This window comes from Alteromonas gracilis (genome assembly GCF_043642145.1).
GTDB classification, from domain to species: Bacteria; Pseudomonadota; Gammaproteobacteria; order Enterobacterales; family Alteromonadaceae; genus Alteromonas; species Alteromonas gracilis_B.
This window is the reverse complement of the sequence record NZ_JBHZRZ010000007.1, coordinates 113,760-132,713: the sequence shown is the minus strand read 5'-3', so window position 1 is coordinate 132,713 and position 18,954 is coordinate 113,760. Positions and strand designations below refer to the sequence as shown.

The window sequence follows — 18,954 nt, the reverse complement described above, 5'->3', positions numbered from 1 at the left end:
TAGAAAATACAGAAAGATAAACACTCAAAAGCAATAACACCAATGTTTTCAAACTACTCTTAAAACAGTAAAAATTTGCGCGCAAAAAAATAACTTTCATTAAAACCAACAGAACATTTAATTGATTGACTTTTATTCACCGTAGTGTTAACTAATTATTAATGTCAACGGTAAAGTTTACGCCGTACAACAATATTTGATTCAGACGAAATGCATAATTCGTCACAACACTGGTTTTTTTTCGATGATCAAGAAAGCTGCCAACTTAGGCAACTATCGCTATCAAAACTTTTACTTGTCGGAGTGGTTCGACGAGTAGCTCCTTCGCCCTTCAATTCATTGAAGCGGTCACGCTGCGCCTTGCAGCAAATTTTTATCTAAACAAGTGTTGAATCGCGCAAAAAGCGGCATTAGACCGTGCGCGTTATGGGGATCACAATAATGAAAAAATCGACGTTACTTCACAAAATAGGTGTGTCTGTTGGCACGCTAAGCTACCTATCGCTTTGTATATCTGGCGCTGTTTTCGCGCAAGCTGTATCAGCACAGGAAGCAAGCGAGGAAGAGGTTGTAGAGCGCATACAAGTTACCGGCAGTAATATCCGCGGCGCGGATATGGAAGGTGCACAACCGCTTACCGTTTTAACTTCAGAAGATATTGCACGCACGGGCGCATCTACCATTTCAGAGCTAATGCGCACAGTAACGCAAACCCGAGGCGGCGTGGGTACATTTGACACCACCCAAAGTGGGGCAACGTCTACCTCTACACCACCAGGTCAAGCGGCCGCATCGCTTCGTGGTATCGGCCCTTCTTCAACGTTGACACTTGTGAACGGACGCAGAATTGCCGCAAGCTCGTTCGCGTCTGGCACTGAAAACTTTGTTGATATCAACAGTATTCCTGCCTCTGCGGTAGAACGCGTAGAAATTTTGGCAACGGGGGCATCAGCCATTTATGGCGCAGACGCCGTAGCAGGTGTTATTAACTATATCCTCAAAAATGATTATGAGGGGCTAGAGCTTCAAACGAACTATGAAAACACCACCAACAGCAATGACCATGGTGCGCTGAACTTTCAAATGCTGTGGGGTAAGAATTTCGATAACGGCAGTAATTTAACTGCATTCTTCGATTACTTCGATAGAAAAGCGATCCGCGCTACCGATTTTTCGCAAACCCGCGACCCTATTTTGGAAAGTAGCTACTCGTATCTTGCCAAAGGGCAGCCAAACATTTTCTTCAATAGCGCAGTAGACGGCAATGAGATGCCTGCGCCTAACTGCCCTAATGAGCTAACAATAACCGAGTTCGGCGAAGAAATTTGTGCATACTACGCCAATGAAGACGACTATTTTGAAACACCGCTAGAAACGTTATCAGGTGGCTTCACCTATACATATCAAGGTAACGATGTTACGTGGCGAACAGACCTTCTAGTCTCGCACACCAAATCAACCTCGTTCTCAACGCCTGCCCCCATTAATCAAGTCGACGATGAAGAAGGTGCATGGATTGGCATTGATGCCCTAGACGTGCTCGAGGAGGGAGCGCGTAACGCTATTCTTAACAACTTATACATAGACCCCTTTGATACCGTTGCAGGTCGCGAGCTAGAAGGCTTTCAATACGATGCCCGTTTTACAACCCCGCGCACGGTGGAAATAGAAACTGATGCCATTCGACTGGTTTCGTCTTTACAAGGTTACCTTGGTGAATGGGAATGGGAGGCTGGCGCACTATACTCTCGCAGTGAGTCTGAACAGGTCGCCACGCAAGGTATCTACAACCGTTATCTTTATACAGCGGCCGCTCACGGAGAGCTCTGTGATACTGGCGATATTGCTCAGTACGATAGTGCAGACGATATTCTAAGCTGCGGTGGTGGCACATTACTGCCTGCCTACAACCCTTTTCTGGTAGGCGATGCGCAAAACGACGCTATCTTGGGCTTAACACAAGCACGTCCAACACGTGACGGAACCAGCGAAGTGTTCGGTATAGATGCTAAAATTAATGGTGAAATAGCGCAGTGGAATGGCAATGCAGTATTGCTAGCGGCAGGGGTTGAATTCAGACGTGAAGAAATTACCGACTTGCCGTCTTTAGACTCACAAGCGAGAGCGGAAAACGATTTCCTTGTCGATGTATTCGGATTCGGTTCAAGTGCCTCAGCGGCAGACAGAAACCAGATGGGTATTTTTACAGAGCTCTTTGTGCCTGTAACCGACCAATTTGATATTAGTCTTGCCGGACGTTTCGACGACTACAACGATTTTGGCAGCACGTTTAATCCAAAGGTTGGTTTCACCTATCGCCCTATTGACGATTTAGTGCTTCGCGGTTCGTGGTCAACAGCATTCCGTGCCCCCTCTTTGACCCAAGCAGGTGTGCAGCTACGAACAACTCGTGCTTCGTTCGACTGTTCGGTGAACGACGCTGTTGCAGATTTGTATTGTGAAGGCCAAGGTACAGTTCGCGGCAATAACGTACTTGAGCTTGGTAATCCAGCGCTGCGCGCTGAAGAGTCTGAAACTTACTCATTTGGCTTAGCCTACAGCCCAACAGAAAACACCACGATTACGGTTGATTATTGGACCTTCGATCACGAAGACATTGTTGATACAAATATGACGGGAGTTTTAGATCGCGCCATTACCGATGCTTCGCTTCGCCACTGCGGCGTGTTGGATGAAGGCGAGATAGGTATTTCGTACTTAGAAGACCTATGTTTGGTAACCGATAATGCAGGGAATACCATTGAAGATGATGGCGCTAACTTAACTGAAATCCTAGATGCATGGGTTGAATTTGACGACCCACGCTTTGCTGAGTTACCGCTGTTTAGAGATCATATTTTATTGCTTGATAATACGGGCACTCAAGAACTCGAAGGCATCGACTGGGACATTGACCATGATTTTCAGTTAGATAGCGGCACGTTGGAGCTAGGCTTTTCTGGCACTCACTACCTTACGTACGACCGCAATAGACCAGGTTCTGATGAAATTGAATCACTAGCAGGTACTTTCCTTTACCCTGAAACCGTTGCTACTGCTGAACTTTTCTATGTTCAAGAAGATTGGTACGTAGGTGCTTACGTCTTCTATACTGGCAGCTATGATGACGATATCATTCGTTTGCGCAGCAGAGAAATTGACGAGCTAATTGAGTTGGGTGCTATCGCAGATGAAGACGATACCCGCGAAGTAAGCAGCTGGACTACCGTAACACTAAGCGCTGGCTATTACTTTGAGAATGCTGACTTGCGCCTTACTGTTGATAACGTGTTTGACCGAGATGCTCCTACAGCTTATGGCTCTGGTAGAGGTTTCGACGCCTTTAACCACGACCCGTTTGGTACGCGCTACACACTTGCGTTTAGCTACTATTTTCACTAAGTGATAAAAGAGGGCGTTAAGCCCTCTTCACTTTCGGAGGTAAGGTTGCAACATTCACCTTCTACATCGCGAATGCCTGATGCATTCGTAATCTTATTTTTTGTAATACTGCTTGCAGGGCTAGTGGCTTGGCTTGTGCCAGCAGGCACCTTTGACACCAAAAGTATCACTACATCAGACGGTAACGTGAAAACCGTGCTTGATGCCGATAGCTTCAGATATGTAGAAGAAAGCCATGGTTTTGTGTTATTCGATGGCACTGGCAACACAACAGGCATAGCCAACTATGCTTTTGACGGTATGGTTTCCGGCGACAAATGGGGCGCGGCAGTTGGTGTTATCGCTTTTATTCTAATTGTTGGTGGCGCTTTCGGCATTGTGATGCAAACAGGTGCAATCAATAACGGTATTATGGCGTTGATAAAGCGCTACCAGCACGCCGACAATTTATTGCTTCCCGCGCTATTTTTACTGTTCTCATTAGGTGGAGCAGTATTTGGAATGGGCGAAGAAGCCATTGCATTTTGTATTGTGTTAGTGCCGCTAATGACCGCCATGGGCTATAACGGTATCATGGCAGTGCTTGTAACTTACGTGGCTACGCAAATCGGCTTTGCTACAAGCTGGATGAACCCGTTTTCTGTGGCAATAGCACAAGGCATTGCCGACGTGCCGCTAATGTCTGGCCAATATTTTCGTATGACCATTTGGGCTCTGTTTACGGCTTTTGGTTTAATCTTCACTTTGCGTTATGCAAAACAGCTAAAAAATAATAATCAAACGCTTAACAGAACAGCTGAGGCAAGTAACCAAGCGCCATCTCTAGAGTTCACAACTTCCACTGCATCAACGAATGAACTCGCTGAACCGCATTTTTCCGTTACCGACAAACTTATTCTTGCCGCCTTTTTTGCCTGTATTTATTGGGTAATGTGGGGGGTGATTGTTCACGCTTATTACATCCCACAAATTGCTTCACAGTTTTTCTGTATGGGCATCATGGTAGGTGCCATCGCGTGGATTGGCGGACGCATGCGAGTCAATGATATTAGTGCTGCGTTTGTTAGCGGCGCACAATCGCTGCTGCCTGCCGCCCTTATTGTTGGTATGGCAAAGGGCATAGTATTAGTACTAGGTGGTGACGACGTGACTTCTCCCTCTGTGCTGAACACCTTGCTGCATCACACTGGCAGCGCGTTGGCACAAACCGGTTCCGTAATGAGTGCTTGGCTAATGCTGCTGTTTCAAAGCATCTTTAATTTCTTTATTGCTTCTGGATCAGGACAGGCCGCTATTACCATGCCTCTAATGGCACCGCTATCAGACCTTGTGGGCGTCACTCGCCAAGTTGCCGTGCTAGCTTTTCAGTTAGGCGATGGCCTGACTAACTTAATCATTCCGACTTCTGCTTCGCTAATTGGTTGCTTAGGTGTGGCTGGCGTAAGTTGGACAACATGGGTAAAATTTATCGCAAAGTTTTGCGCCTGCCTTTTCGCACTTGCGTCGCTAACTGTTATCACCGCCGTTCTAATAGGTTTCTCTTAAATGCTAACGCTTATCAAAAATGTAGAGTGCTACTCGCCTTCACCACAAGGCACGGTAGACATTCTTATCACCAACAATGCCGTTGCACATATTGCCCCCAACATGTCGATGCACTCGCCTTCATTAAACATTATCGACGGCAGTGATTTAATTGCGCTGCCGGGTCTTGTTGACAGTCTAGTACATATTTCTGGCGGTGGTGGCGAAGGAGGTTTTCACACTCGCACACCACAAATGCAACTAAGTGATGCGAGTTTGCATGGCGTAACAACCGTCATTGGTGCGTTAGGTACCGATGCAACCACGCGAACGCTTCCTGATTTAGTTGCTAAGGCAAAAGGCCTAAACATGGAAGGGATCAGCGCATATTGCTACACAGGTTCTTACCATTTACCGGCCCGCACCATTACCGGTAACGTTACTGATGATGTTGTGCTAATTGACTGCATGATTGGTGTGGGAGAAGTTGCTATTGCCGATCATAGGGCTGCCGAACCCACTGTTCAAGCCCTTGCAGAGGTTGCAGCGCAAGCACGAACTGGTGGCATGATTTCCGGCAAGGCAGGTATTGTTTACATTCATACTGGAGACGGAAAGCGCCAACTTTCTGTATTGCATAATGTTGTTGATAACACGGATATACCGGCAAGTCAGTTCTACCCTACTCACATCAATAGAAACCAAAGTTTGCTAGATGCCGGCATTGCTTGGACGCAGAAAGGCGGTGTTATTGATATGACCACCAGCACCAACGAGCAATTTATTGAAGAGGGTGAAATACCCGCTGCAGAAGCCGTCGCCTACTGCTTAAATCAAGGTGTACCTGCAAGTTGTTTAAGCATGAGTTCAGACGGAAACGCTAGCCTTCCCGTTTTTGATGATAATGGCCTGCTTGTAGGCTTAGAAGTGGGAAAAGTAGGCAGTTTATTCGACGCATTTAAAGCTCTGGTTTTACAACACAATGTATCGTTAGAAAATGCCATTGCCGTTGTCAGTAGTACTCCAGCCAAAAGGCTTAAGTTGCATCACAAAGGAAAAATAGTTGTTGGCTGTGATGCTGACATAGTGTTATGCGATAAGGCGACACTGGACATTGTGCATGTTATCGCTAAAGGCAAGCAACTGGTTAAGCAGGGCGAAGCGTTGGTTAAAGGCACGTTTGAGTAACTATGGCTGCATGATAAAGTTCGCAGTGTTTTGCCTCGCAACAGAACAATAAAAAAGGGCGCTAGCGCCCTTTTTCGTTTTTTATAAATGAAGTATTACGTTAGTTTCCAAACCACTCTACTTTAACCACTTTACTCAAACCAATGTACTTAGGGGCGAAGTGCCCTATCACCTCGTGCAAGACCACACACGCCGGTGCGTGAAGACTCTATAATCTCGGCACATTGCCCCATCGTCGCCGCAAACGCATCCAGCTTGTCCGTCGTTCCGGTAATTTCTATGGTGTAGTTGTTCACGTTCACATCCACAATACGCGCACGGAAAATATCTGAATTACGCTTTACTTCAGAGCGCACTGACTCGGTGCGTGTAGCCACTTTTATTAGCATAAGCTCACGCTCGATATGGGCACCTTCTGATAAGTCGACGACTTTAAGAACATCAATAAGCTTATTCACCTGCTTAGTGATTTGCTCAATGACCTTATCATCACCATGAGTGATAATAGTAAGGCGCGAAAGACTTGCATCGTCAGTGGGTGCTACACAAAGTGAGTCAACGTTGTAGCCGCGCTGTGAAAATACACCGATAATTCGAGAAAGTGCGCCTGGGGCATTTTCCATTAATACAGAAATAATTCGTTTCATCAGGTTCGCTCCGTCTTACTTAAGCGCATGTCATCCATTGCGCCAAACTTAATTTGCATTGGATATACGTGTTCGTTTTGGTCTACTGCTATGTCCATGAACACTAAGCGATCTGTGTAGCTGAAACATTTCTCCATAGCTGCATCTAACTCTTCGAGCTTGTCTACTTTAATGCCAACGTGGCCGTAAGCTTCCGCCAATTTCACAAAGTCAGGCATTGAATCCATATACGAGTGCGAGTGACGCCCTTTATAAATCATATCCTGCCACTGGCGAACCATACCCAAGGCACGGTTATTCAGTGAAATAATTTTAATGGGAAGGTTATACTGCAAGCAGGTAGACAGCTCTTGAATATTCATTTGAATACTTCCGTCACCCGTTACTACAACCGACGTTGAACCAGGATGCGCGAACTGCACTCCCATTGCCGCTGGCAAACCAAAGCCCATGGTGCCAAGGCCACCTGAGTTAATCCACTGACGCGGTTTGTCATACTGGTAATATAGCGCCGCAAACATTTGGTGCTGACCTACATCAGAGCTTACATAAGCTTTTCCATCGGTATGCTTATAGAGTGCTTCAATAACACGCTGAGGTTTAATGACCTCTTCGCCTTGGTTATAATTCAAGCACTGACGCGAACGCCACGTTTCAATTTGCTGCCACCAATCTGATAACTTTTCTTGTTGGCCAGATAAATCTTTCTTATTAACCTGCGCCAATATTTGATCAAGCACTTTATCAACCGACCCTACAACCGGAATGTGTGCATTTACGGTTTTAGAAATAGAGGCAGGATCGATATCTACATGAATAATATCTGCGTGAGGACAGAACTTATCTACATTATTTGTTACACGGTCATCAAAACGAGCACCTAACGCAATAATACAATCAGCATTGTGCATGGTTTTATTAGCTTCTAATGTGCCGTGCATGCCAAGCATGCCGATAAATTGCTTGTGTGTGCCTGGCATAGCGCCAAGTCCCATCAGCGTACACGTTACCGGCGAGTTAAGCTTTTCAGCCAATTCAATAACTTTAGCCGATGCATCGCACGCTACTGCGCCACCGCCAACATAAAGCACGGGACGCTCTGCTTTAAGCAACGACTCAACCGCCTTTTTCACCTGTTTAGGGTGGCCTCGTTCAGTTGGGTTGTACGAACGCATAGTCACGTCGGTTGGGAACACATATGGATGCTCTTCCGCCACGTTCACTATATCCTTTGGCAAATCAACGACAACCGGGCCAGGACGACCTGTATTGGCTATGTAATACGCTTTTGCAATCGCTTCTGGAATATCAACCGCACGCTTTACCAAAAAACTATGCTTAACGATTGGACGCGAGCATCCGACCATGTCTGTTTCTTGAAACGCATCTTCACCGATGTGCTTCGAAGGCACCTGTCCCGATAAAACAACCATCGGGATAGAGTCCATATATGCGGTTGCAATACCAGTGATAGTATTGGTTGCGCCTGGACCTGATGTGACGAGCACTGTGCCGGTTTTGCCAGTTGAACGTGCATAACCATCCGCCATATGAGCGGCTGCCTGTTCATGACGTACGAGGACGTGTTTGACATCATCCTGCGCAAATAGCGCATCGTAAATGTCTAGTACGGCACCACCTGGGTAACCGAACACGTGTGTCACTCCTACATCTTTTAGCGCTTCAACCACCATGGCTGCGCCCGACATCATTTTCACAGTGCTTTCTCCTGTAATGGGTTGGGGGGTTTGTCAGCGTACGTTGACGATGCCCCGACTATATCTAAGGTAATAGGAAGATAAAACACTAAATTGCGCAAAAGTGAGATATATATCCCAATATTCGCAATAATTAGGATATATGTTTCGATCTAAGTGTAATTTTTACTGAAAATAGGATATTTGTTTACAAAAAATTAACACTGCAAACAATAAAATGATGGAAAGTGAGTTGCGCGCCTTTATCCATTCAACAGGAATAAAGGCGTACCTTTAATTATCAAGGTCTATGTCTAGATCACTGTTATCGCTCATATCCCCCTCATCGTCAACATCTTCTTCAGCAGCTCGTTTAGATCCGTAGATACTAGCGGTTTTGGGTCTGTTGATTCTAGCTTGATATTTTAACCATGCTTTTTCTTGAGGCGTCGCCGGTTCACGATGTCCAAGCGCAGACTCTAAGTAAGCTTGCTCTTCATCGTTTTCGGGAGTGATTTTGCCGTCCACTAGCGCTGCAAACAAGCTACCATGAGCTTGCAGAAGTTTACTTTCATTAATAGAAAAATCCCCAGAACGGGCGAAGCCATAGGGGTAATTTTTCTTATCCATAAAGGGCTTTCTTGTGACTTGCTCTTTTGTGATTACAGACATCTTAACCTCTTCCATCGCTAATACCTGTGTCGACCACACAGACAGTGTTACAACATAAATGTTGAATGAAATAGACTACCGATTCAGCGCCTTAATCGCTTTAAACGTTATTCTTAGTTGGGTTTTGATATCCTGTCAAACAGAAATAGAGATGAAATAAAAACTTAATAAAGTGCTAGTTTTAACGACACAAAAAAAGGCCGCTTATGCGGCCTTTAGTAAGCAAGTGCAAACTAGCGCTTCTCGCTCACCCATACTGTAATTGTGCCATCAACAACCACTGTCCCTTCAGCATTGTAAGCTTTAACAGATATAGGCAAGTCGCCAGGCTTCCATGCATCATCAGGCACTTCTGCTACACAGCGAATATCGGAATCGGCTTTAGCGGGATACTTCACTTCCATACCTTTTGGAATCCAACGCAAGTTCTTTGGAATTGACGCTTCACACATAAATCCCATTGCCATTTCTAAGCCGTTACAGATGGCGATAACGTGAACCGTACCAATGTGATTCTCTACCGCTTTACGCTTTTTAATGTGCACTTCGCAATAGTTTGGTTTTATGTCTGAGATAATTGGCGAAACAGTGGAAAAATACGGTGCTCTTCGCGCTGAATACCAGCTAAACAGCTTTTTGCCAAACGGAAGTTTCATGAATTTATTATAGGTATTTAATACATAGTTCTTTGACATAGTGTCCACGCTAGCTTCAATTAAGCCTTACAAAAATTCGCCTTTACACAACGTAGATTACGTGTGCCGCCAATCTGGTTTGACCAGTTAAATACCTATAAACATAATCGTTGTGTTAATTGGTTGCAACCGATGATTGAAAGTAAACACAAAAAGCAGCACGTATACAGCTTTGCATCGCGGCTTACGTTTCTACAGAAACATTGCCTTAAGGGTATCAAGCTGTGGCTCGTAGCGTTTCCAGCGCCCAATAGACTTTGTGTTAATCGGCTCTCGAACCTGTACTTTACTGGCGGTAGAAACGGGAAGCGTATTGTTTTGTACTTGCAGACACTGTGCTTCCCAAGATAAGTCACAAAAAGCAAGCATCTCTTTAACCTCTTGCTCTGGGTTTTCTACCAGGGCTTCATACGATTGCACACGAATAGACTCGGGATAGGCATGAGCAAAGGTGTTAACCCAATCACTAAACCCTAGATAAAACTGCCCTATTACATCCAAATCATAGGCATAAGCATAGTAGGGGCTATGAATAGAGAACAACTGTCGAAAGTTACCCACGCAAGTATCCATTGCGTTGCGCTGTAAACAAATAATTTTTGCATTGGGCAGTGCACGACGAATTAAGTCTATATAAAAAAAGTTGAACGGTAGTTTATCAACAAGGTGTTTATGACCTTGTCGCAAAAAGGCCGTTCTTGATAAATAACGTTCGCCTATTGCAGATAAATCACTGCGATACGCTTGTGCAATTGTGGGCGAATCAAGTACCAGTTGACTGTCGGTATTGGAAATCTGTTTTACTGCAACACCAAAATCTTGAAGCTCTCCCCCCGACGCTACCTGCGAATGATGGCTTAATATGCGTTCAACTAATGTGGTTCCACTTCGCGGCATTCCTACTACGAATAGAGGTGCATTGCTGGTTTGCGTGCTTTGCGGTGTTTCAACTGACAATTGGCTGTGAAGCGTGTTGAAAATAGATTGATAGTCGTTAAGGGTGGCAACGCTGCGTTCACGATGCGGCATTTTTGCGTGCTGCAACGCCGCGAATGCACGTTGATAATCACCTAACGATTCATACTCTTTTGCCAGTGCATGGCCAATGTGAAGGCGCCCATCGGGGTTATTTTCTACTTTAGAAGCCAGTGTTTTCAGCCGGTTTAGATGGTTTTGCTGCTTTGAGATATTACCTAAGTCTGATAGCGCAAAGTGGGCCTGATAGAAGTCGGGAGCATGGCTTATCGCCTTTTCGAAATGATGACGAGCCAATTCGAACTTTCCGGCAAATTTGCAACTAACAGCAAAGTTATAATTGTATTGCGGGTTATGTGGCGTTAAGCGCAACGCTTTTTCAAAATATGCCTTTGCCGCATCGTGCAAACCAACGCGAGATAACGATACTCCGACCGTGTCTAAATCTAACGCACGTGTAAGCGTATCGACAGGTGCCTCTTTTACACAGTCTAACGCTTGCCGCATATCCCCTTTTAAAGCGTAGCATTTAGCCATATAAGCAAACGTAATTGGCCGATGCTCTATACTGTTTGATTTTTCAAATAGCGCAATGGCTTTCTCTATCTGACCAATGTCGATATGAATAATACCAAGCAAAAAATAAGCGTGCGCATGAGGGCCACTTTGTTGAATAACTTCAACACAACAACGGTGTGCTTTCTGATAGTCGCGTTTGTTTAAAAAACTTACAGCATCGTCTAGAAGGGTTTGGCTTGAATTCATTTTTTTTTAAGAACCTGTTGAATACGCAAAAGGCGCTTACACATCAAGCATAAGCGCCTTTATCTAGCATTGTGCAGCGATAACTATACTACATGCCAAATCGATAATTGACCATCAATCCAATGGTACGTGGCATTAATAAATAGTGACCGTAATTACGCTGTAGTGCTGTGCCGTTAGGTTCTAGCACATCGTTAAACTGGCCTAAACCAATATCACCCACATTACGACGGGTTGACGTGAATGCATACTTGTCAAACAAGTTATCTACATAAAGCGTAACCGACCAGTCTTCATCTGAAATGGTGGCGTTTAGATTACTCACCGCAAAACCTGGCAGCGCTTCACCGTCTTGACGAAGTCCAACCGTGGTAAATACATCGCTTTGCGCAGTAATACCGTAGTTTACGTTTAGCATTTTGTCGTCAAATACTTCTTGGCTGTAGGTGATACCAAACGAGAACTGATGTTCAGCCGTTCCAGGTAAGCGGTCGCCATCTTTACCGTCGTAAAAGTCTTGAAGTTCTGTACCCTGGTCATCTAATACCGCGAATAAGAATGGCGCATCTGCTGTTAACTCAGCTTTTGTGTACGCATAGGTTGCGTAGGTAGTGATGTGATCACCAATAATACCGCGAACCGAGAACTCTGCCCCTTTCGACTCTGCACCTTCAGCGTTTACCGTAATTGGCTGCTGGCCATTAACCGTTGCGCCCTGCACTTGAGGGTCTTGCCAATCAACGTAAAATAGCGCGGTATTTAGCTGAAGCTTGTTTTTAAAGAAGCTTGTTTTAACACCTAACTCATAGTTAGTGGTGGTATCGGCTTCAAATAACTGCTCTTCGGGCGTAGCACACACGATCTGATTGTTTAACTCATCAACATTATCTGGACACGCTCCAACACCGTTAGCGCCACCAATTCTAAAGCCTTCACTAATGGTCACGTAACCCATGGTGTTGTTAGTAAACTGATAACTGGTATTGAATTTAAATAGCGTGCCGCTATCGTCCGCTTCGGTTTCACCGTAGTCCAACACAATTGAATCTGATGCTCTACCCTCAAAAACAGAGTTGTACAGTGGCAAATCAACCGCTGAGCGAGAGAACACATCGTATTGATATGCACGCAGCCCAAGTGTTACATCCCATTCCTGCGTTATCTCGTAAGTTAATTCACCAAATAACGCTTTTTCGGTTATTTCGGTTTCATCAACCGAGAAATACTCCAGTGAATCTGGACGGTAATTGCCATCTACACCCCATACATCTATAGCATAAACGTCGAAATTAGGCGTGAATTCTTTACTGCTGCCGTCACTGCTTAAATCGTAGTAGAAGCCACCCACAATCCACGACAAAGGGCCACCAGTTTGCGAAACCAATCGAAGTTCTTGCGTAAAGATTTCGCGCTCTTCAACTTCTTCGGTATAAGCAGAAAAGGCAGGGAATTCTTCGTAGCTATAGTCTAAGCGGATAAGAAGATCGGTTTGGTCACGCTGTCCATTGGCTTCAAAGTTAGAAAGACCTGTTGCTGACACAAGCTCGGCAAAGCCAAGATCTGCGCTTACTTCTAAGCTTAATAGTTCATCTTCTTTTTCACGAGGCTCTTCATAACGATAGGCAGACTCGTAAGGCCCAATAATTTCACTTAATGGGTTTTCTGCTGAAAGCGCGTCGAAGTGTGTAATAGACCGTCCTTCAACATCCTGCTTTTGGTAAAAGTACGTTAGTGTACCGTCTAACCATTCAGTTGGAGCCCAGCGCACTGCAACACGACCTGTCAGCGTGTCTTCACCGTTAGCATCTTCTACACGTCTTAGATTTTCATTTACTTCTTCTTCGTTAGACCAATCTGGGTCGGGTAACGAAACACCAGGCTCTCTTACCACGTAGTTGTAATCAAGAAAGCCAGGGTTATTAAAGTAATTTACTGAAGCGCGTACCGCTAATTCGCCGTCGATGATTGGCGCATTGAACACGATGCTGCTTTCGCTACCTAAAGAGTCGCTTTCGTTAATGCTGAATACATCTCCTGACACTTCACCAGACATGTACTCTAAATCAACCTTTTTAGGAAGATAGCGAATGGCACCGCCAAGTGTTCCTGCGCCGTAAAGCGTACCCTGAGGCCCAATTAGTACTTCAACGCGGTCTACATCAACTAAACGCATATTAAGGAACAAAGGTATATCACCGAAATATGTGGCAACCGTTTCGCCGTTTGAACCTGGACCAGAAGAGTTGGTATTTAGGCCTCGAACGATAATGGGAGAGTCGTTGCGCCCACCTTGATCAGTGACAGTCAAACCCGGCACCCAGCGAGCTACGGCATCTAAGTCTTCGATGTTCTGTTGATCTAAAACATCTGAAGTTAACGCAGAAATATTGATGGGTACTTCTTGAAGCGTGCCGCTTCTACGCGTTGCTGTTACTTCTACTTTTTCGATTTGTTTTTCATCTATCGCCACTGATTGGGCATACGCGCCTTGGCTTGAACAGGCAGCTAAAACTGCACCTGCTACAGCGGAGATATGAAAAGGAGCACTCTTATTATGCATTTTCTCTCTCTTAAAATGGACATTGCTAAAGAACAACCAGCCTGTTCCATAAGAATAATCAGAGTCCTTCTGATAAAGCGTTTTTAGCGTTAAATAGGTAATTTTGCGTACCGACTCGTCTGCGATAGTGATTTTATTCTTATTAGAAACTAATCGCTGATAGGGCCTGCAGACTTCTAACTCAGCAGAATACGTGCCGATATTTGCGCGCATTCTAATATAAAAATGAGTAAAAGCCAGAGTGAAACAAAATATTTATTCACTGAAAGTGCAATTTTTCCCACATTTACACCACCACTGATTTTTCATTTTGTTTTTCACACATTCAAAAAAGTTAATTTATTATATATAACAATGAATTAGAGAGCACATCCTCGTAGCAAAGCATCAACGCACTTTTACGGTGCAAGTAAGAGCGAATGGAAACCCACTTAAGGAGATAGGCTTATATCAATTGGTCGAAAAACTCGGTTTAAACAGTCAGTGTCTACTTCTTAACGCGTTTATCGATATATTCACTAAAATTACTGTGATCTCGACATTTCACTGTTCCTTCACTAGGCCACGCTGAGGAATGCGAAAAACTGGGAAGGTCGCGATCTTCTAATACCACTCCCTTGTTGCGGCTTAGAAAATTAAACAAAGCGCCTTTTTTTGTAGTGCAGTCGACAACAATTTGCATACTTTCAATCAATAGCTCTTCCTCTGATTTAAAAGGCTTGATGATTTTACGTTCGCCTTGCGCAGAAGCGTTTTTGCGTTTGTTGATAGCGTCTTCGGCGAGGTGTTGCAAACGCGCTTGTTCAAGATGCTTTATATAGTTGGACGCTGCGCGTTTAATCTCTATTGCGCTAGGCAAAGATATGGGGGCAGGCATAAGCTCAGGCAGGTTAGGGTCTGGCTTTAATGTATTTACAGGCGCTGTAGTATTTTTGATGTTGCCTTTGATGCTCTCTTCAATACCTTCATTCCTTGCAGAGACGTTACTGTCGCCCTGCCCTTCTTGTTTACTCGGTATTGCTGGCGTAGCAGTGCTACCCTCAATCTTCAAGGAGTTGGACTGCTGCACGACGCTTTTTGAAACCTGTGGTTGAAGTACACCAACACTGGGCTTTATCAATATGGCTTTGATCACGCTATGCTGACTGAAGTAATTGTTTGAAACAATGTTTGAATTGCTTGGTTCACTGCTACGCATGCTCATTGCAAAGCCCAACAGCATTAAACCATTTAACACGACAGAAAGTGAAATGGCACTTAAGGCGGATGTATTAACACCCCGCTTTTGAGGAGATACTTTTATCTCAATATACCGACTGCCATTCCCTTGCTCAATCATCATTTAACTGTCTGTAATTGCAGAAATGATTTGAACACAATCCACGCAATTGGTTCAGACTAACGTTCTGAAAACTGTTGTTTGATTAAACTGTAGATATGAAAATTTGGAGCGGGAAACGAGATTTGCTAACTGGCCGACACTCGGTCGCGGGCCCATCAAGGGGTCGGACTTAAAAACTAGATAAGTTTTAATTTTTGATGTGTCTGAAAAATTTGGAGCGGGAAACGAGATTCGAACTCGCGACCCCGACCTTGGCAAGGTCGTGCTCTACCAACTGAGCTATTCCCGCATAGAGTCGATGCTGTGCATCTTTTGATATCTGATTAGATTCAGATTTAAATTTGGAGCGGGAAACGAGATTTGCCAACTGGCCGACACTCGGTCGCGGGCCCACAAGGGGTCGCGCTTTTCACGCCCACTGAAAGTAATGAATACTATCAGATTTGAAAATTTGGAGCGGGAAACGAGATTCGAACTCGCGACCCCGACCTTGGCAAGGTCGTGCTCTACCAACTGAGCTATTCCCGCAACAAAAGAGGTACTTCGTTTGAAGTGGTGCGCATTTTACAAAAATTTTGGGGTAACGCAACCTTTAATTCTACTTTTTTTGTACCTCAACGTTTGAATGCTTAAATCGTAAACACTTTTTCACGATAATAGCGCATTTCTTCAATAGACTCGCGAATATCATCAAGCGCTAAGTGCACGCCCTTCTTTTTAAATCCATCAAGAATTTCTGGCTTCCAGCGTTTAGTAAGCTCTTTAATGGTACTTACATCAATACTGCGGTAGTGAAAATACTCCTCAAGCTCTGGCATGTACTTCACCATAAAGCGTCTGTCTTGCCCAATAGTGTTTCCACACAGAGGCGACTTGCCCGCATCTACCCATTTTTCAAGAAAGGCAATGGTCTGCGCTGACGCTTCTTCTACACTTACTTTACTTTCACGACAACGAGCCGTTAGCCCGCTTTCACCGTGCACTCGGGTGCACCATTCGTCCATATTATCTAGCACTTCATCACTTTGATGAACCGCTATAACTGGGCCTTCAGCCAAAATATTTAGCTGCGCGTCGGTGACGATAGTGGCAATTTCCATTACAACACAGGTTTCAGGATCTAACCCTGTCATTTCCATGTCTATCCAAACAAGGTTACTGTCGTGTTTACTCATTACTTTCCTCTTTGCGCTTCAGACATGGCAACCATGCCCTACAAACGGTATTATTGACATAGTATACGTGAAACTAGAAAAGAATCGTGGCGAAAAAACCAAAACTTACACAACGACAGAAACGACAAGTCGCAGCAAACCGAAGCAAACGCTTGCGTGAAAAGAATGCTTCAAAAGCTGCTGCAAACCTTGATGAAAGCACGCTAGAAAGCGGCACGGTAATTGGCCGCTTTGGTAAACATGCCGATGTTGAAGATGCTAACGGCGTGGTATCTCGCTGTCATATACGCCGCACGGTAGATTCGGTAGTGTGCGGCGACAAAGTGTTTTTCAGTAAAGGTGACGATGCCGAGTCTGGTGTACGTGGTGTTATCGAAATTGTGAAAGACAGGCACTCTGTGCTTACCCGCCCCGATTATTACGACGGCATTAAACCCATCGCTGCAAATATAGACCGCATTATCGTGGTTAGCGCCATATTACCTACTCTTTCACTCAATATTATTGACCGCTATGTAGTGGCGTGCGAAGACATCGGCATTACACCGCTTATCGTGCTTAATAAAGTAGAGTTACTTAGCACCGATGAACGAGCAACCGTCACAGAACAACTAAAAACTTACGAAAACCTAGGCTACGAAGTATTGTTCACCAGTTGCAAAACTGGCGAGGGCATTGATGCGCTAAATGAATACTTAAACGATAATATTAGCGTATTTGTAGGCCAATCAGGCGTAGGAAAATCGAGTCTAATCAATCAAGTTTTGCCAGACGCCGACGAACTAACAGGTGATATTTCAGATAATTCTGGGCTTGGTCAACACACGACCACTGCCGCGAAGTTACTTCATTTACCAGCCGGCGGCGACTTAATTGACTCGCCAGGCGTGCGCGAATTTGGTTTATGGCATATTCCAACCGAGCGCATTACATGGGGCTTTATTGAGTTTAGAGATTATTTGGGCGGCTGTAAATTCAGAGACTGTAAGCACTTAAATGACCCTGGCTGCTTGTTACGAGAAGCAGTAGAAGAAGGGAAGATCAGCGCTGAGCGCTTCGACAGCTACCACCGAATTTTAACCACCATGGAAGAGCAACGTCCTAGCCACAGTCAGCCACCTGGGGCGTAACCCCCTTTGGTGCCTAACGTTGTTTAAAGTAAAACTACTTAGGCGAAAAAACTTACGCATTTATTGCGTCAAACTGCATTAGCGTAAACGGCGTAGAAATCGCAAAACGTGAATGCTTATGCTTTTGTGTAAGCACTCATAACCCTAAAGTTGCTCTTAATACCACGACTTACTATACAATAACGCTATGTATGCACTGCGTTACTGCTTGCATAAAAGAAACGGAGATATTTTGTGTTAGATTGGCTTAAAGTTAATTTACAATACGTTACACCAAAGCACTTGCTTTCTCGCCTTGTGGGCAAGCTCGCTGAAGCAGAAATGGGTAGCGTTACAACCTTTTTCATCAAGCTGTTTATCAAGCAATATAATGTTGATATGACAGAAGCGCTTCACGAAGAGCCAGAGCATTACCGAAGCTTCAATAAGTTCTTCACGCGTCCGCTTAAACCTGAAGCGCGTACTATTGATGAAAACGATGACGTACTTATCCATGCTGTTGATGGAACAGTTAGCCAGTTTGGGGATATTCATAGCGACAGCATTTTTCAGGCAAAGGGCCACGACTTTAGCTTGACCACATTATTAGGCGGTAAGCCTGATGTGGCTGCGCCATTTAAAAATGGTAAGTTCGCTACCATTTACCTTGCCCCTCGCGACTATCACAGAATTCATATGCCTATTGAGGGCACGCTTACTGACATGTTGTATGTGCCGGGCGAACTGTTTTCAGTAAATCCGCTTACAGCACAAAATATACCGGGGCTGTTTGCACGTAACGAACGTGTAGTAGCCTTGTTCGATACTCCTGTAGGCAAAATGGCAATGGTATTAGTGGGTGCCACCATTGTGGCCAGCATTGAAACCGTTTGGGCAGGCACGGTTACACCACCTGCGGGTAAAAATGTTCAACATTGGTCATATGAAAAAGACAGCGAAGCTGCTGTCTTCCTAGAGAAAGGTGCCGAGCTGGGCCGCTTTAAACTGGGTTCTACCATTGTGGTATGTTTTGAAAAAGACATGATTGATTTTGAAGACCTCGCCCCTGGCATGGTGACTCGCCTTGGCGAACCTATGGCTTTTAAATCAACCGCACAAGCTTCTGCTAACGACACGCAAGTTGATGGTGAAACATCCAGTGACGAAAAGAGTGAGGCTTCACCAGAGGGCGCTGACAGCTAA

Annotated in this window: 13 protein-coding genes and 2 tRNA genes; 5 read left to right on the top strand and 10 right to left on the bottom strand. The window is 44.8% G+C overall.

All coding sequences use genetic code 11. The features are described 5' to 3' along the window. Positions 1-441: 441 nt before the first annotated feature. From ACHUFN_RS14215 to iadA, 3 genes are read left to right on the top strand one after another with little or no spacing between them, the layout of a single operon-like run. A complete protein-coding gene (locus ACHUFN_RS14215) occupies positions 442-3,402 on the top strand; it encodes a TonB-dependent receptor plug domain-containing protein (protein WP_394223090.1) in 2,961 nt (986 codons plus the stop codon). Positions 3,403-3,447: 45 nt separating this feature from the next. Then, a complete protein-coding gene (gene yfcC / locus ACHUFN_RS14210) occupies positions 3,448-4,947 on the top strand; it encodes a putative basic amino acid antiporter YfcC (RefSeq protein ID WP_394223089.1) in 1,500 nt (499 codons plus the stop codon). Then, the gene (gene iadA, locus ACHUFN_RS14205; protein ID WP_394223088.1) at positions 4,948-6,114 is read left to right on the top strand and encodes a beta-aspartyl-peptidase; all 1,167 of its coding nucleotides are present in this window, start codon (positions 4,948-4,950) and stop codon (positions 6,112-6,114) included. Positions 6,115-6,263: 149 nt separating this feature from the next. On the opposite strand, the gene ilvN is transcribed toward iadA, so the two are convergent. The 10 genes from ilvN to orn all read right to left on the bottom strand — a co-directional run bounded on the left by ilvN (position 6,264) and on the right by orn (position 16,642). Next, a complete protein-coding gene (ilvN, locus tag ACHUFN_RS14200; RefSeq protein ID WP_394223087.1) occupies positions 6,264-6,761 on the bottom strand; it encodes an acetolactate synthase small subunit in 498 nt (165 codons plus the stop codon). Next, positions 6,761-8,479: an acetolactate synthase 3 large subunit gene (locus ACHUFN_RS14195; protein WP_394223085.1), complete on the bottom strand. Its 1,719-nt coding sequence runs from the start codon at positions 8,477-8,479 to the stop codon at positions 6,761-6,763. The genes ilvN and ACHUFN_RS14195 overlap by 1 nt, the downstream gene beginning before the upstream one ends. Before the next feature lie 273 nt (positions 8,480-8,752). Beyond that, complete coding sequence (locus ACHUFN_RS14190; protein WP_394223084.1) at positions 8,753-9,145, bottom strand: MaoP family protein; 393 nt, start codon at positions 9,143-9,145, stop codon at positions 8,753-8,755. 218 nt (positions 9,146-9,363) lie between these two features. Further along, positions 9,364-9,825 (bottom strand): hotdog fold domain-containing protein, encoded by a 462-nt coding sequence (locus tag ACHUFN_RS14185; RefSeq protein WP_394223083.1) that lies wholly within the window; start codon positions 9,823-9,825, stop codon positions 9,364-9,366. Positions 9,826-10,017: 192 nt separating this feature from the next. Continuing rightward, positions 10,018-11,565, bottom strand: a complete 1,548-nt coding sequence (locus ACHUFN_RS14180) for a sulfotransferase (RefSeq protein ID WP_394223081.1) — start codon at positions 11,563-11,565, stop codon at positions 10,018-10,020. Between the two features lie 88 nt (positions 11,566-11,653). Further along, entirely contained in the window at positions 11,654-14,125 is a 2,472-nt protein-coding gene (locus ACHUFN_RS14175) for a TonB-dependent receptor (RefSeq protein ID WP_394223080.1), read from the bottom strand. 487 nt (positions 14,126-14,612) lie between these two features. Continuing rightward, positions 14,613-15,467 carry a hypothetical protein gene (locus tag ACHUFN_RS14170; protein ID WP_394223079.1) on the bottom strand — a complete coding sequence of 285 codons (855 nt, stop codon included), beginning with the start codon at positions 15,465-15,467 and terminating at the stop codon, positions 14,613-14,615. A gap of 213 nt (positions 15,468-15,680) precedes the next feature. After that, positions 15,681-15,756: transfer RNA gene (locus ACHUFN_RS14165), tRNA-Gly, on the bottom strand. A gap of 163 nt (positions 15,757-15,919) precedes the next feature. Further along, positions 15,920-15,995: transfer RNA gene (locus ACHUFN_RS14160), tRNA-Gly, on the bottom strand. Positions 15,996-16,096: 101 nt separating this feature from the next. After that, positions 16,097-16,642 carry an oligoribonuclease gene (gene orn, locus ACHUFN_RS14155; RefSeq protein ID WP_394223078.1) on the bottom strand — a complete coding sequence of 182 codons (546 nt, stop codon included), beginning with the start codon at positions 16,640-16,642 and terminating at the stop codon, positions 16,097-16,099. A gap of 86 nt (positions 16,643-16,728) precedes the next feature. Between orn and rsgA the strand changes: the two genes are divergently transcribed. Beyond that, the gene (gene rsgA, locus ACHUFN_RS14150) at positions 16,729-17,772 is read left to right on the top strand and encodes a small ribosomal subunit biogenesis GTPase RsgA (RefSeq protein WP_394223077.1); all 1,044 of its coding nucleotides are present in this window, start codon (positions 16,729-16,731) and stop codon (positions 17,770-17,772) included. Positions 17,773-18,006: 234 nt separating this feature from the next. Then, entirely contained in the window at positions 18,007-18,954 is a 948-nt protein-coding gene (gene asd, locus ACHUFN_RS14145) for an archaetidylserine decarboxylase (protein ID WP_394223076.1), read from the top strand.

What these genes read in the sequence shown, in the direction of transcription:
- ACHUFN_RS14215 (WP_394223090.1), top strand. Translation starts at nt 442, where the DNA reads ATGAAAAAATCGACGTTACTTCACAAAATAGGTGTGTCTGTTGGCACG.
- iadA (WP_394223088.1), top strand. Translation starts at nt 4,948, where the DNA reads ATGCTAACGCTTATCAAAAATGTAGAGTGCTACTCGCCTTCACCACAA.
- ilvN (WP_394223087.1), bottom strand. Translation starts at nt 6,761, where the DNA reads ATGAAACGAATTATTTCTGTATTAATGGAAAATGCCCCAGGCGCACTT.
- ACHUFN_RS14190 (WP_394223084.1), bottom strand. Translation starts at nt 9,145, where the DNA reads ATGGAAGAGGTTAAGATGTCTGTAATCACAAAAGAGCAAGTCACAAGA.
- ACHUFN_RS14185 (WP_394223083.1), bottom strand. Translation starts at nt 9,825, where the DNA reads ATGTCAAAGAACTATGTATTAAATACCTATAATAAATTCATGAAACTT.
- ACHUFN_RS14180 (WP_394223081.1), bottom strand. Translation starts at nt 11,565, where the DNA reads ATGAATTCAAGCCAAACCCTTCTAGACGATGCTGTAAGTTTTTTAAAC.
- ACHUFN_RS14175 (WP_394223080.1), bottom strand. Translation starts at nt 14,125, where the DNA reads ATGCATAATAAGAGTGCTCCTTTTCATATCTCCGCTGTAGCAGGTGCA.
- ACHUFN_RS14170 (WP_394223079.1), bottom strand. Translation starts at nt 15,467, where the DNA reads ATGATGATTGAGCAAGGGAATGGCAGTCGGTATATTGAGATAAAAGTA.
- orn (WP_394223078.1), bottom strand. Translation starts at nt 16,642, where the DNA reads ATGAGTAAACACGACAGTAACCTTGTTTGGATAGACATGGAAATGACA.